This window comes from Denitromonas iodatirespirans, assembly GCF_018524365.1.
GTDB classification, from domain to species: domain Bacteria; phylum Pseudomonadota; class Gammaproteobacteria; order Burkholderiales; family Rhodocyclaceae; genus Nitrogeniibacter; species Nitrogeniibacter iodatirespirans.
The window spans coordinates 18,689-31,675 of the sequence record NZ_JAEKFT010000039.1 but is presented as its reverse complement, the minus strand read 5'-3'; the positions used below and the strand labels follow the sequence as shown (position 1 = coordinate 31,675).

Sequence of the window (12,987 nt, the reverse complement as noted above, 5' to 3'; positions counted from 1 at the left end):
CAAGCTCGACACGACACATCCAAAGCGCAGCGTCAGGCTGCGGCGAAAGTGCGCCGGCTGGGACGACGATGAGCGCATGCGGGTGTTACAGATTCTGCCGATATGATGGTTGGATGCAATTGCCCTGATCACCCAGCGGGGGGTGAAGTACTGGCCCTTTTCGCCCTTCGACGATTTGGAGACCAAGTATTCAAAGGCGTCGTCGATCACGTCGAGATTGGAGTTGAACAGTTTCCATTCTTCCAGCGAGCCGACACAGACTTGCAGGTGATCGGGCGACAGGCGGATGCGTTCGTCGTCGAGGAAGACGCCTGGCCATTTCCGCTTGGCTTCGTCGAACAGGTTCTGGATGGCGGTCTTGAGCTGGGCGGAGGTGTTCTGGTTGCGGAACCGCAATGCATTACCCAGCCGGTGCGAGGTCATCTCGTCATAGAGCTTGGTGAAGATCAGCTTGAAGACTTCTTCGAAGACATCGACCCCGGCATTTGCCAGCACCTCGTCTTCCATGTCCTCGATCAGGTCGCGCAGGGACCGTGCAAACTTACCCTCCTTTACCCGCTCTTCCTCAAGGTCGATCAGTGTCTGGATGGTCCAGGGTTGATCCACGACCTGTTCGATGGTCTGATCTGCGCGGGGCAGTTCGTGGATCGGCATGAAGTAGTTGGGATTCTTGCGATGCCAGACCTCGACCAAGATGCCGTCGCTCCACACCGCGAGGGGTGCGCCGGTCGCATGTGCATAAGACCGAAGCTGCTCCTTGCCGTCCTTATACTTGGCCTGCTTCACCTCTACGATGATGTAAGGGACAGTCGGGCGGTCGGCGTCAAACACCACGATGTCGGCCCGCTTGGAACTGTCGCGCCCGAAGGTGATCGGGTATTCGACAGCGATGCGCGACTTGGCATAGCCGAGCTTGTCGATCAGGCGGGCCAGCCAAAGTTGACGGGTCCGTTCCTCGGGCTTGAGTTGCACTTCCTTGTCGCGGACGAGGCAGGTCACGTAAGGCACCTCTTTGCCTCGGCTTTCACGCATAGATACTCGCTTATCGAGAGCCAGTGCCTCTTGTTCAGAAAAGAGAACGAACTCGCTAAATTCTGCGACGATCTTGCTCATTTAAACCCTTTTTGTTCGATTTTAGACAATCAAGAAGCCCCGGATATTAACGTAGTTTGAGCGCTCATCTTCGCCCCGTGTTGCGCGTCAGGATCCGCTGGTATCAAACGCCGCCAGCGGGACAGCTGTCCAGACGGACGACGGTTGCTGCAGATACCAAAGTTGCCACGTCACGTTCGAGCCGCCGGGCGTCGGAAAACGCCTCGTCATATTCAGCGATATGCCGCACTGCAAGTCCATAGAGAATCATGGGGGCCGGTCCAGCATACCTGCATCCGGCTTTCTAAGGTCATGGCGGCAACGGAACAAAAAGCGGCCTTCCACTCCAGGCGACTCAACGGCAGTTCAGGCCGAGGTCTTGCCAGTAAGAGGGCATGTGGAACGGCAGCTGTACTTCGTCACTTGCCGTTCGGAAACCTACCGGCTGACGGGAAGCAACGGGTCGATCTCTGCCATTCGCCGAAGCGAGCGAGAGCCCGACAGGGAGCCAGCTCGCCGACCGAGCACTACGTGGAAGCCGCAGCGGGTTGCGCAGTTGGCACGAAACCCATCCCGCCCCCGCCGCCGGCCGGCGATACCCACCGCAGGACGCCCGCGCCCTCTTCCCCCTCCGGGCTCAGCGCGACGGTTTCAGCCGTCGGTACAAGGTGGCCCGGCTGATGCCCAGCATCCGGGCCGCCTGGCGGACGTCGCCATTCGACTGGTCGAGCGCCTGGCCGATGGCCTCTCGTTCGAGGGTCTTCAGCACGCCGCAGGGCGTGTCGGTCTCGGCGACGGCCGGGCGGGTCATGTGCGCGCCGATCTCCTGGGGCAGATGCGCCGGGGTGATGTCGATGCCGGGCGCGGCGATGGCGTTGGCGTAGGTCAGGGCATGGCGCAGCTCGCGGGCGTTGCCGGGCCAGTCGTGACGCGCCAGGGCGTCGGCCGCGGCGTCGGACAGGCCGCGCGCGCCGTCCGAGAGCTGTTTGAGCATGCTTTCGGCCAGGGCGCGCAGGTTGCGCCTTGAGCGCAGCGGCAACAGGCTGATCGTGAAGCCGTTGATCCGGTAGTAGAGATCCAGCCGGAACCGACCGCTACGGGTCGCCTCTTCGATGTTCTGGTGCGTGGCGCAGATGAGTTGGAAGTCGACGGCCTTCATGGCGGTGCCGCCCAGGCGGCAGACTTCGCGCGTTTCGAGCACGCGCAACAGCCGGGCCTGGAGGCTGACCGGCATGTCGCCGATCTCGTCGAGGAACAGGGTGCCGCCATTGGCCTGCTCCAGCTTGCCGGCCGCGCCGCCTCGCCGGGCGCCGGTGAACGCGCCGTCTTCGTAGCCGAACAGCTCGCTTTCGATCAGCGTTTCGGGGATCGCCGCGCAGTTGATCGCCACGAAAGGCGCGCTCGCGCGGGCGCTGCGCCGGTGCAGATGGCTGGCGAGCACATCCTTGCCGGTGCCGGTTTCGCCGAGCAGCAGGAGCGGCAGCCCGTTCTCCAGCACCTTGAGGCCGACATCGAGGTTCTTGTCGATGGCGGGGTCGCCGAACGACACTTCGTCCAGCGCCGCCTGCGGGGCGCGCAGGCCTGTCCCGGCGCTCCGCCTGGGAGCGGTCTGGCGCGCGGGTGAAGCGACGTTGCCGACCAGCGAGGCGAGCATGCAGATGCCCGAGCGCAGGCGCACCGAGACCGGATGCGCGGCGCGGCGCAAGGTGCTGAGGGTTTGCGCATAGCCGGCGTCGAAGATGTCTTCGAAGCGGAAGCTCGCGCGCACCGGGTCGATGCCGGTAAAGCGGCGAGTCGCCTCGTTGACGGCGATGATGCTGCCGGCCTCGTCGAGCGCGAACATGAGGTCCGCATGCGGCGCCATCGAGTGGGCCTGCCAGGCCAGCGTGATGATGGCGGCGGCCGGCGTGCGCATCATCAGGTCGAACTCGATGACCGACGCGCAGCGGGCCACCAGCGTCAGCGCGCCGAAATCGGGGCGAGACGCGCCGCGGGTGATGTCGATGGCGCCGAGCACCCCGCCCTCGGGGTCGAAGATGGGCGCGGCCGCACAGTGGAACAGCCCGTTGGCATTGTAGAAATGCTCGGGGCCGAACACGCGCACCGGCCGGCGCTCATAGACCGCACAGGACATCGCGGTGGTCCCGACCGCCTCTTCCGACAGATTCACGCCTTGCCGAAAGGCTTGCCGGATGAGCGGCTGCTGCCCTTCGACATCTCCGCGAACGGTCACCGCATGCCCCTCGGGGTCGGTCAGCAGTATCGCGTAGCCCGCACCGGCGACGGCCTTTTCCAGCTCGCTCAGCGGGCCGCGCGCGGCGTCGAGCAGGCGGGTGTTGCGCAGCACCAGCTCACTGAGCCTGTCGCGCCGGATCGGTTCGAATTCGACCGACTCATGGGTTCGCTTGGCGGTGGACACGCAGCGGTGCCACGACCGGTAGACCGCCGGATCGATGGCGCGGTGATCCTCGTTGCCGCTTTCGAAGTAGTCGTGCCGCGCCGAGAGAATGTCTTCCAGCGAAGCTGGCGCCGATTGGCCCATGTCTGTCTCCTGTTGTTATGTGTGTCATGCCGCTTTCTTCTTTCCGGTGTGTTGCGACTCCCTTCAGGCCAAAGGCCGCGGATCATGCAGCGGGCAGGCAGCCCGCGCGGGCTGCCTGCAGAACGGGCGCAGACCTACCGCGCTCAGAAGGGGTACTCGATGCCGCTGGGCATCACGCTGAGCCATTGCCATTGCGTAAACGCGTCGAAGTTGGCCGGGCCGCCGAAGCGCCCGCCGGTGCCCGACGCCCCCATGCCGCCAAAGGGGATGTGAAACTCGTTGTTCACCGTCTGGTCATTGACGTGAATCATGCCGGCCCGCAGGCGCGTGGCGAGCGCGGTGGCCCGCGGCACCGAGGCGCTGTGCACCGCGGCGGCCAGCCCGTAGGCGGATCGATTGACCAGCGCGACCGCCTCGTCGTCCGAGTCGAAGACCGTGATGGGCGCCACCGGGCCGAAGATCTCCTCGGTGAAGGCCGGCATGTCCGGCGTGACATGGGTCAGCACCGTGGCCGGGTAGAAGGCGCCGTCGCGCATGCCGCCGGTCACCACCCGCGCGCCCATGGCCACCGAGCGGTTGACGATGTCCTCGACCCGTTCGGCCTGCTGCCGGTTGATGAGCGGCCCGAGGTGGACCGGTCCGCTGGCCGGATCGCCCACGACCAGCCGTGCGGCGCGCTCGGCGAGGCGCCGCGCATAGGCCTCGGCCACCTGGCGATGCACCAGATGGCGGCCCGCCTGCATGCAGATCTGCCCCTGGTGCAGGAAGGCGCCCCAGGCGGCGCAGGACGCGGCGACATCCAGGTCGGCATCGTCGAGAATCACCATGGGGTTGTTGCCGCCGAGCTCCAGCGCGACTTTCTTGAGCATGCCGCCGCACACCTGGCCGATCTCGCGCCCGACCCGGGTCGAGCCGGTGAAGGAGATCATGTCCACCTCCGGATGGGCGACCAGCGCGGCGCCGGTCTTGGGCCCGCCCGGCAGCATGTGGAACACGCCCGCCGGCAGCCCGGCCTCTTCGAAAATCTCGGCCATCAGCACGCCGCCGCAGACGGCACTTTGCAGATCCGGCTTGAGCACGACGGTGTTGCCCACGGCCAGCGCCGGCAACACCGAGCGCATGCCCAGCAGGAGGGGGAAGTTCCACGGCGCGATCACGCCGACCACGCCGACGGGCACACGCTGGCAGGTGTTGGTGCGCCCCGGCATGGCGGAGGGGTACACCGCGCCGATCGGCTGCATCGGCATCGCCGCGGCCATCTGCGCCTGCTCGTAGGTGGCCTGCAGCTCCCACTCGGCCTTGGGCGGGATGGAGCCGCATTCGCGTATGTTCCAGTGGTTGATCTCCTCCGCCCGCGCCTTGATCAGCTGCGCGACACGGCGCAGGATTTCGGCCCGCTGGTCGAAGGGCGTGGCCGCCCAGGCCCCCTGTGCCTTGCGCGCGATGGCCACCGACGCATCGACATCCGCCGCATCGGCGGTGCCGAGGTCGGCCAGCGGGGTGCCGGTGGCCGCCTCGATGGCCTGGGCGGGCGCGCCGCGGCCCGCCACCCATGCCCCGTTGAAGATCTTGCCCGCCCAGCGATTCTGGTGCTTGTCAGTCATCTCTCGTTCCCCTGTCACGGATGGGCCGCGTTGATCTGGTCGCTGATGTAGCTGGCCAGGGCGTAGACGGTTTCCGACGGGTTGTAGCCGATGGAGGTCGGCAACAGGCTGGCGTCGGCCACGTACAGATTCTTCACGTCATGGGTCTCGCCGCGCGGATTGACCACGCTCGTCGTCCGGTCGGCGCCCATGCGGCAGGTGCCTTGCGGGTGGAACGAGGTGTAGCGGTAGCGCGCCGGCTGGTTCTTGAGCCCATCGATGACACGGTCGATCTCGGCCTCGCTCTCGATCATCAGCCGCTGCGACGACGGCACCCAGACACGCGCCGCGCCGGCGGCGAACAGCACCCGCGCATTGGTCTTGAGGCCGGCCTTCATGGCCTCGAAGTCTTCGTCGTCCACCGTGTAGTGGATCTGCTTGACGCCGTCTTTCCAGCTCACCTCGCCGACGTTCTTGTCATGGATCAGCGTGATCAGGCGGATGGTGTTGCGATAGCGGCTCATGTAGGCCATGTAGCGCTCGCCCGTGCCCGGCTCGGCCTGGAAGCTGGCCTCGACCGGGTCCTGCACGGCGTTGAGCAGCAGGTAGCCGCCTTCCTCCGGCAAGGTGTGTTCGTCCACGTAGAGCGAGTGCGTGGCGCCATGGAAGTCGTCGACCGGGTGGTCGAATTCCGCCGTCAGCGACAGGGTGGGATGGCAGGCGAAGTTCTTGCCCACCTGCCCGCTCGAGTTCCCCAGGCCGCTGCGCAGCAGCAACACCGGTGTCTGCACCGGGCCGGCCGCCAGCACCACGATGGGTGCGTCGACCTGCAGGTCGGCCTTCTTCATGCCGGTGGCCGGGTCGATGATCTCGGCCCGCACGCCCTTGGCCACCCCCTGGTCGGCCAGCACCTGGACGACACGGGTGTCGGCGTAGATCTTCGCGCCCTTGGCCGCGGCCCATGGCAGGTAGGTCACCAACATGGACTGCTTGCGATCCGATTTGCAGCCGGCGAAGCAGAAGCCGGTCAGCCCGCAGTCTTTGACATTGCGCTTGGCCACGCCGCCCTTCATGCCGAGTTTGTTCAGACCCTGGTTGATCAGCTCGGCGCCGGGGCTGGTCTCATGCCGCTGGTTGGGCGCAATGCCCAGATTGCGCTCCACCTTCTCGAAATAGGGCGTGAGCGTTTCCAGGTTCAGGTTGGTGAGCCCGTATTCCTTCGCCCAGCGCTTCAGATAGTAGTCGGGCGTGCGAAAGCACAGCGCCGCATTGACCACCGTCGAGCCGCCGACACAGGCGCCTTGCAGCACGGCGATGTCGCCATGGCTGTTGTTCTGCCCCCCGTGGTCCTGGTAGAGCGTGCCCATGGCGATGGCCATCATCTCGGCAAACTTCTCCGAGGGCACGTAGGGGCCGGCTTCGAGCACCACCACGCGCTTGCCCTGAGCGGCCAGCTCGTAGGCCGAAATGGCGCCCCCGGCGCCCGAGCCGACCACCACCGCGTCGACCTTGAGATGGATGCGGCTGTCGGTCACGTCCGCCGCCTGCGTCACCGGCAGGCCGTGCTTGGGCACCTTCACTTCGATTGTCTTTGTCATGATCCGTCCTCACGCCGTGGGCATCGGCGCATTGCCGAGCGACTTCAGGTTCCACTTGTCGGTCACCGGGCCGTCATAGCCCAGCGGTGCCCAGGTGGGCGGATTCGCCCAGTAGGCCAGGCCCACCAGCTTCTTGAGGCCGACCACCAGGGCGCGCTGCGGCAGCTCGTCGGAATCCGCCCAGATGTCGCAGAAGGCGCGCGCTTCGATGTCCGACAGCGCCACGAAGGGCTTGCCGAACATCGCGGTCGGCCCCTCGTTGAAATAGGCGATCCCGCCCTTGAGGCCCTTGAGGATGTGCGCCTCCATGGTCGCCAGCAGGGCGCCGTCGAGCGTCTGCAGCACCGGGATCCGGGCGGTGGGCACGAGCGCGGTCCCCCGGGTCGGCAAGGCGACCTCCATGAGCCGATGGAAGACGGCGTACTCGGGCCCGGACAGGTGCCGGATGCCCGGCGGCAGGTCGGCCGCCGAGGCCAGCGGCGCGAACAGACCGCCCGCGGCGGCCAGGCCTGCGGCGGCGGCGCTGAATTTCAGGAAGTCACGCCGACCGAGACGGCCGACATGCTCGATCGCCTGCAAGACATCGGGCGTCATCGTTGTGATCTGTGTCATCGCTGTTGTCCTGTTGAGAGGTCGAAACGGTCGCCGGCAGTCATCAGAAGACCTTGAGCAGACGCAGGTTGACCCGCGGCGCTTCCTCGAAGCCGTTGTCGACATGGATCGATTGCCCCGCCTGGAGCTGCAACTGAATCGTCGGCGCGACGAAGGTGGCGAAGGTGAGCAGCCAGCGGTTGTTGTTCATCTCGTCGTTCTGGCTCACGCCGTTCAGCTCGGTCTCACCGCCGAAATCATGGTAGTAGCTCAAGGCCACATGGGAGGTCGGGGAGATCAGGTAGCGCAGATGGGCCTGCAGGCCGTAGCTCTGCGCCTGCGAGAGCGTCGCCTTCGACGCGCCGGCTTCGTCGTTGTCGCCGTAGAAGGCCGTTTCCGCCAGCAGGTCGAGCATGAACTTGTCGCCCAGACCGGTCACGTAGCCCGCTTGCAGAATCGTCTTCCAGCGGTTCTGGCCGATGTTCACGGCCCGGTCGTTGTCGTAGTCGCCGAGGGGCAGCGAGACGAAGGCCGACACGCCGAACCACTGCTTCTGCTCGGGCCGATTGACCAGCCACAGCGTGCCGCCGACCAGTGGGTCGCCCACGCCGCTGGCGGATGCGCTGGTGCCGGCCACGTCCAGATCGACCTGCCCGAACGGGATGATGAGCTGCGGGTCGGCGATGAAGCCGCCGATCTCCATGAAATGAATGTAGCGCGCCAGGCCGATGTCGGTCCTCAGCTTGGCATCGACCGGCACGGTCTTGCCGTCGGACCTCAGGGTGTCATGCTCGGTGTGCTGGATGTAGAGCACGCCTGCGCTGGTGCCGGCCGGCAGGGCCTGATAGTCGCCCGGGTCGGTGGCGATCTCGGCGGCGTGCGCGATGCCGAAGGCAGAGGCGGCGAGCAGCACGGTGGCGGCCGACCGGGAAAGGATGCGATTGCAGTGGATTGGATTCACGCGACTTGTCTCCTGTTGTAGTAAGCGGAAGCGTTAAACGCCCCTGCGCCCTACCGTGCAATCCACGTGCCAGCGACCCGATCGGCGCCCTGAATCAAAAAAACACTTTCTTTTCATCGGCTTGCCATTGGCATTCATCGCAGCACCCCAGCCACCGGTCGCAATCCGAGAACGCGAGTCTCAAAATGAGACCGGCGCCTTCGCCGGGGCACGCCATCGCCACCGCCGATTCACGCGCGCGGCGCCGCCTGCGACAGCGGCCTGCCGGCCAGTTGCCGGCGCTGCAGCAGGGGCGATGCCCGGTAGCGGCTCTCGCCGTAATGCGCCAGCAGGTGGCCGAGCACGGTCGCGACCCGGGCCAGGCCGATCTCGTCGGCCCAGGCCAGCGGCCCCTTCGGATAATTGGTGCCGCGCTGCATGGCCAGATCCACATCCCCCGGCGAGGCCACGCCGACCATCACGGCGTCGGCGCCCTCGTTGGCGAGCATGGCCACCGTTCGCATGGCGAGCAGGCCGGGCACGTCGTCCAGCTGGATGAGCTTGAAGCCGGCGGCCTGCAGCGTGCCTGCCGCGGCTTGCCAGGCGGGGGCCGAGGCACGGTCGCTGACGGCCGCGGCGAGGGTGTCGCTGGTGGCGAAATCCTTGACCAGATCGAAGAGCACCAAGTCGTCGCAGCCCTCGTCGACACTGCGGCGGGTCGCCGTGCGGCCATCGGTCAGCGCCAGGCGGACTGGCCCGACCGCGAGATGCGCGGCCACACCGTCGGGGCAGGCCGCCCGCTCGACCCGCACCCCGGCCGCTTCGAGGCGAGCCACCAGCGGCGCCCAGATCTCCGGCGCGCCCCGCAGCGTCACCGCGGCCGGTCGCGGCGCCTGCTCGGCATAGTCGGGCGCGGGCCGTTGGGCGCCTTCGCCATAGGCATAGAAGCCCTGCCCGCGCTTGCGCCCGAGACGGCCGGCGAGCACCAGCTCGTGCTGGATCAGCGAGGGGATGAAGCGGTCGTCGCCATAGTTGGCCTCGAACACCGACGCGGTGACGGCATAGTTCACGTCATGGCCGATCAGGTCGGTCAGCTCGAAGGGCCCCATGGGGAAACCGGCCCCGTCGCGCATCACCGCATCGAGACTGGCCGGGCTGGCGGCGCCCTCGGCGAGCACCTTGAGGCCTTCGGCGTAGAACGGGCGCGCCACGCGATTGACGATGAAGCCCGGCGTCGAGCGCGTGTGCACCGGGTCCTTGCCCCAGGCCTTCGCCGTTGCGAAGAGTTGCCCGGCCAGCGCCGGCGCCGTGGCCAGCCCCGAGACGATTTCGACCAGGCGCATGCGATCGGCCGGGTTGAAGAAATGCAGGCCGGCCAGGCGCTCGGGCGCGCGCAGCACCGAGCCGATGGCGGTGATCGACAGCGAGGAGGTATTGCTGGCCAGGATCGCCTGGGGCGCAATGCGTTCGAGCTCGGCAAACAGCGTCTGCTTGACCTCCAGCTTCTCGACGATGGCTTCGATGATCAGGCCGGCATCGGCCAGCGCCTCGAGGCGGGTCGTCGGCACCAGCCGCGCCGCGGTGGCCTCGCGTTCGGCCGCGTCGAGCTTGCCGCGCTCGACCAGAAAGTCCAGGTTTCGGGTGATCGACGCGATGCCCCGTTCGATGGCTTCGGGGTTCATGTCGAACAGCCGCACCGTGTGGCCGGCACGCGCCGCCACCTGGGCGATGCCGCTGCCCATGGCGCCGGCGCCGATCACGGCGACGGTTTCAGTTGTCGGCAAGGGTTTCATTCAAGGACTCCCGCAGGTTCACCTGCCCGTGAAGCGCGCGGCGCGTTTCTCGATGAACGCGGCCACCCCTTCGCGGTAATCGTCGGATCGGCCCAGTTCGCGCATGAAGTCGCGCTCCAGGTCGAGTTGGGTATCGAGGTCGTTGGTGCTGCTGGCCCACAGGCTCTGCTTGGTGCGGGCGTAGCCGCACGTCGGCCCGGCGGCGAGCCGCATGGCCAGTTCGCGCACGACCGGCTGCAGCTCGCCGTCATCCACGCAGGACCAGATCAGGCCCCACTCGGCCGCCTGCTCGGCACTGAGCCGCTCGCCGAGCAAGGCCAAGCCCATGGCACGCGCCGGCCCGACCAGGCGGGGCAGGATCCAGCTGCCACCGGTGTCGGGCACCAGCCCCAGTTTGGCGAAGGACTGGATGAAGCTGGCCGAGCGCCCGGCGATCACCAGATCGCAGGCCAGCGCGATGCTGGCACCGGCACCGGCGGCGACCCCGTTGACGGCGGCGATCACCGGCAGCTCGAGCGCACGCAAGGCGAGCACCAGCGGTTTGTAGTTCTCCTCGATGGAGGCGCCCAGGTCCGGCGGCGCGCCCGCCGGGCCGCTCTGGCGGTCGCCCAGGTCCTGGCCGGCACAGAAGGCCCGGCCGGCGCCGGTGAGCACCAGCGCCCGCACCGTGCCGCGCTCACGCCCGGCGCGCACATCGGCCAGGGCCTCACGCAGTTCGGCATGCATCTGCCGGGTGAAGGCGTTGAGGCGGTCGGGCCGGTTGAGGGTGATCGTCGCCACGGCATCGGCGAGCTCGACGCCGAGCGTCTCGAACGCGCGGCTCACCCTCAGCCTTCCGGGTGGTAGCCGATGAAGCCGGCCTTGGGCGTGCCGCACTCGGGGCAGATCCAGTCGTCGGGAATGTCGGCCCACAAGGTGCCGGGCGCGATGGCCTCATCGGGCAGGCCGGTGTCTTCGTCGTAGGGAAAGTAGCAGGCGCTACATTGGTATTTCGCCATGGTGTCCTCTCGGTTGGGTGGGTTCTTGCAGGGGTGACCCGGTCTGTTCAGGCGCCGGGTTCGATGATGAGTTTTCCGGCGCTGCGCCGCCCGGCCAGGGCATCGAGCGCCTCCGCCGCGCGCGCCAGCGGCAGGCGTGCGGAGATGGGCGGGGCGAGGCTGCCGTCGGCCCAGGCCGCAGTAATCGCGTTGATGTGGCGGCGACCGGTGTCCGGTTCGCGGCGCAGCATCTCGTCCCAGAACACGCCGGCCACCACCGCGCCCTTGAGCAGCAGCAGGTTGGCCGGAATCTTCGGGATCGCACCGGCGGCAAAGCCGATGACCAGCAGCCGGCCGCGCCAGGCAATGGCGCGCACGGCCTGCTCGGTGAAATCGCCGCCGACCACGTCCACCACCACATCCGCGCCCCGCCCGCCGGTGAGGGTCTTGGTGGCGAGCTTGAGATCCTCGCGTGCGTAGTCGATGGTGTCGTCGGCGCCGTGCTGGCGGCACAGGTCGAGCCGCTCTTCGCTGCCCGCCGCGGCAATCACCCGCGCACCGGCCCGTTTCGCGATCTGGAGGGCGGCCAGCCCGACCCCGCCGGCCGCGCCGAGCACCAGCACGGTCTCGCCGGGCTTGAGCGCCGCCAGATCCTGCAAGGCGAACCAGGCCGTGCCATAGGTGATCAGGCCGGCCGCGGCGGTGTCGAAGGACACCGCCGCCGGCAGCGGCCAGGTCATGCCCTCGTCGGCCAGCGCCTGCTCGGCATAGCCGCCGTAGCGCGTGAAGGCCATGACCCGGTCGCCGGGCGCACAGCGGGTGACGCCCTCGCCCACCGCCGTCACGACACCGGCCACTTCGCCGCCGGGTGCGAAAGGCCGCGGCGGCTGGAGCTGGTATTTGCCCTGGACGATCAGCGTGTCGTAGAAATTGACGCCGGCCGCGGCGACCCGGATCAGCACCTGCCCGGGGCCAGCCACGGGCGTGGGCAGCTCGCCCGGTGTGTGTTGGCCGAGGGGGCCGAATTCATGGCAGACGAAGGCTTTCATTCCGGCGCTCCGGCGCTTTGCAGCGGCGAGGGCGGAAACACCGGCGCACGCCGTTCCTTGACCGCCGCCAGCCCCTCGCGCATCTCCGGGCTGCCGAAGCCGAGCATCTCCAGCGCCAACGAACTGTCGAAGGCGGGGCCGGCCAGGCGCAGCCAGTGGTTGAGGCTGTGCTTGGTCCAGCGCAGCGCGGTCTGCGGGCCGGCGGCGAGCGTGGCGGCCAGCTCGCGGCAGGTGTCGAGCAGCGCCTCGGGCTCGACCACCTTGGCCACCAGGCCGATGCGCTCGGCCTCTTCGCCGGAAATCTCGTCCGACAGCAGCAGGTGCAGCTTGGCCTTGGCCATGCCGCACAGCAGTGGCCAGATGATGGCGGCGTGATCGCCGGCCGCCACGCCGAGGCGGGTATGGCCGTCGATGAGCCGGGCGTTGCGCGCCGCCACCGGGATATCGGCCAGCAAGGCCACAGCCAGCCCGCCGCCGACCGCCGGGCCGTGGATGGCGGAGATGACGATCTTGGAACAGTCGACCATGTTCATGACCAGCTCGCGGGCCTCGCGCCAGACACGGGCGCGGTCCTCGAAGTGCTCGGCCATCTGCTCGACCAGCTCGAGCGTGCCGCCGGCCGAGAAGCCTTTCTCCTGGCCGCGCACGATCACCACGGAAATCTCGGGGTCGCGGTCGATGTCGCGCCAGATGGCGGCCAGTTCGGCATGGCCGCGGGCATCGGCGGCGGGCAGGCGGCCGCCCTCGCCCATGATCAGTTCGGCGACGCCGTTGCCGGTCTTCTCGATCGTCAGGCTGTGGTAGTGGCGGTAGTCCATGGGC

General features: G+C 67.8%; 12 protein-coding genes. All 12 read right to left on the bottom strand.

From position 1 onward, the window contains the following. The coding region (locus tag I8J34_RS25310) for a type I restriction enzyme HsdR N-terminal domain-containing protein (RefSeq protein ID WP_214363767.1) at nucleotides 1-1,113 on the bottom strand (1,113 nt) is incomplete at its 3' end. A gap of 103 nt (nucleotides 1,114-1,216) precedes the next feature. Further along, on the bottom strand, nucleotides 1,217-1,363 hold the full coding sequence (locus tag I8J34_RS21895) for a hypothetical protein (protein ID WP_214363766.1): 147 nt from the start codon (nucleotides 1,361-1,363) through the stop codon (nucleotides 1,217-1,219). A gap of 366 nt (nucleotides 1,364-1,729) precedes the next feature. Further along, nucleotides 1,730-3,634 (bottom strand): sigma-54-dependent Fis family transcriptional regulator, encoded by a 1,905-nt coding sequence (locus I8J34_RS21890; protein WP_214363765.1) that lies wholly within the window; start codon nucleotides 3,632-3,634, stop codon nucleotides 1,730-1,732. A gap of 143 nt (nucleotides 3,635-3,777) precedes the next feature. Further along, the gene (locus I8J34_RS21885; RefSeq protein ID WP_214363764.1) at nucleotides 3,778-5,238 is read right to left on the bottom strand and encodes a benzaldehyde dehydrogenase; all 1,461 of its coding nucleotides are present in this window, start codon (nucleotides 5,236-5,238) and stop codon (nucleotides 3,778-3,780) included. A 14-nt stretch (nucleotides 5,239-5,252) separates the two neighbouring features. Next, nucleotides 5,253-6,815 (bottom strand): GMC family oxidoreductase, encoded by a 1,563-nt coding sequence (locus tag I8J34_RS21880; RefSeq protein WP_214363763.1) that lies wholly within the window; start codon nucleotides 6,813-6,815, stop codon nucleotides 5,253-5,255. A gap of 9 nt (nucleotides 6,816-6,824) precedes the next feature. Further along, nucleotides 6,825-7,427, bottom strand: a complete 603-nt coding sequence (locus tag I8J34_RS21875; protein ID WP_214363762.1) for a twin-arginine translocation signal domain-containing protein — start codon at nucleotides 7,425-7,427, stop codon at nucleotides 6,825-6,827. Between the two features lie 43 nt (nucleotides 7,428-7,470). Beyond that, nucleotides 7,471-8,367 carry a transporter gene (locus I8J34_RS21870; RefSeq protein WP_214363761.1) on the bottom strand — a complete coding sequence of 299 codons (897 nt, stop codon included), beginning with the start codon at nucleotides 8,365-8,367 and terminating at the stop codon, nucleotides 7,471-7,473. A gap of 230 nt (nucleotides 8,368-8,597) precedes the next feature. Then, entirely contained in the window at nucleotides 8,598-10,139 is a 1,542-nt protein-coding gene (gene paaH / locus I8J34_RS21865) for a 3-hydroxyacyl-CoA dehydrogenase PaaH (RefSeq protein ID WP_214363760.1), read from the bottom strand. Nucleotides 10,140-10,157: 18 nt separating this feature from the next. After that, nucleotides 10,158-10,964 carry a 2-(1,2-epoxy-1,2-dihydrophenyl)acetyl-CoA isomerase PaaG gene (paaG, locus tag I8J34_RS21860; protein WP_214363759.1) on the bottom strand — a complete coding sequence of 269 codons (807 nt, stop codon included), beginning with the start codon at nucleotides 10,962-10,964 and terminating at the stop codon, nucleotides 10,158-10,160. 2 nt (nucleotides 10,965-10,966) lie between these two features. After that, on the bottom strand, nucleotides 10,967-11,137 hold the full coding sequence (locus tag I8J34_RS21855) for a rubredoxin (RefSeq protein ID WP_214363758.1): 171 nt from the start codon (nucleotides 11,135-11,137) through the stop codon (nucleotides 10,967-10,969). A gap of 47 nt (nucleotides 11,138-11,184) precedes the next feature. After that, entirely contained in the window at nucleotides 11,185-12,165 is a 981-nt protein-coding gene (locus I8J34_RS21850) for an NADPH:quinone oxidoreductase family protein (RefSeq protein WP_214363757.1), read from the bottom strand. Continuing rightward, nucleotides 12,162-12,983, bottom strand: coding sequence for an enoyl-CoA hydratase/isomerase family protein (locus I8J34_RS21845; RefSeq protein WP_214363756.1), 822 nt, complete (start codon nucleotides 12,981-12,983; stop codon nucleotides 12,162-12,164). The genes I8J34_RS21850 and I8J34_RS21845 overlap by 4 nt, the downstream gene beginning before the upstream one ends. Between the last annotated feature and the right edge of the window lie 4 nt (nucleotides 12,984-12,987).

What these genes read in the sequence shown, in the direction of transcription:
- I8J34_RS21895 (WP_214363766.1), bottom strand. Translation starts at nt 1,363, where the DNA reads ATGATTCTCTATGGACTTGCAGTGCGGCATATCGCTGAATATGACGAG.
- I8J34_RS21890 (WP_214363765.1), bottom strand. Translation starts at nt 3,634, where the DNA reads ATGGGCCAATCGGCGCCAGCTTCGCTGGAAGACATTCTCTCGGCGCGG.
- I8J34_RS21885 (WP_214363764.1), bottom strand. Translation starts at nt 5,238, where the DNA reads ATGACTGACAAGCACCAGAATCGCTGGGCGGGCAAGATCTTCAACGGG.
- I8J34_RS21880 (WP_214363763.1), bottom strand. Translation starts at nt 6,815, where the DNA reads ATGACAAAGACAATCGAAGTGAAGGTGCCCAAGCACGGCCTGCCGGTG.
- I8J34_RS21875 (WP_214363762.1), bottom strand. Translation starts at nt 7,427, where the DNA reads ATGACACAGATCACAACGATGACGCCCGATGTCTTGCAGGCGATCGAG.
- paaH (WP_214363760.1), bottom strand. Translation starts at nt 10,139, where the DNA reads ATGAAACCCTTGCCGACAACTGAAACCGTCGCCGTGATCGGCGCCGGC.
- I8J34_RS21855 (WP_214363758.1), bottom strand. Translation starts at nt 11,137, where the DNA reads ATGGCGAAATACCAATGTAGCGCCTGCTACTTTCCCTACGACGAAGAC.
- I8J34_RS21850 (WP_214363757.1), bottom strand. Translation starts at nt 12,165, where the DNA reads ATGAAAGCCTTCGTCTGCCATGAATTCGGCCCCCTCGGCCAACACACA.
- I8J34_RS21845 (WP_214363756.1), bottom strand. Translation starts at nt 12,983, where the DNA reads ATGGACTACCGCCACTACCACAGCCTGACGATCGAGAAGACCGGCAAC.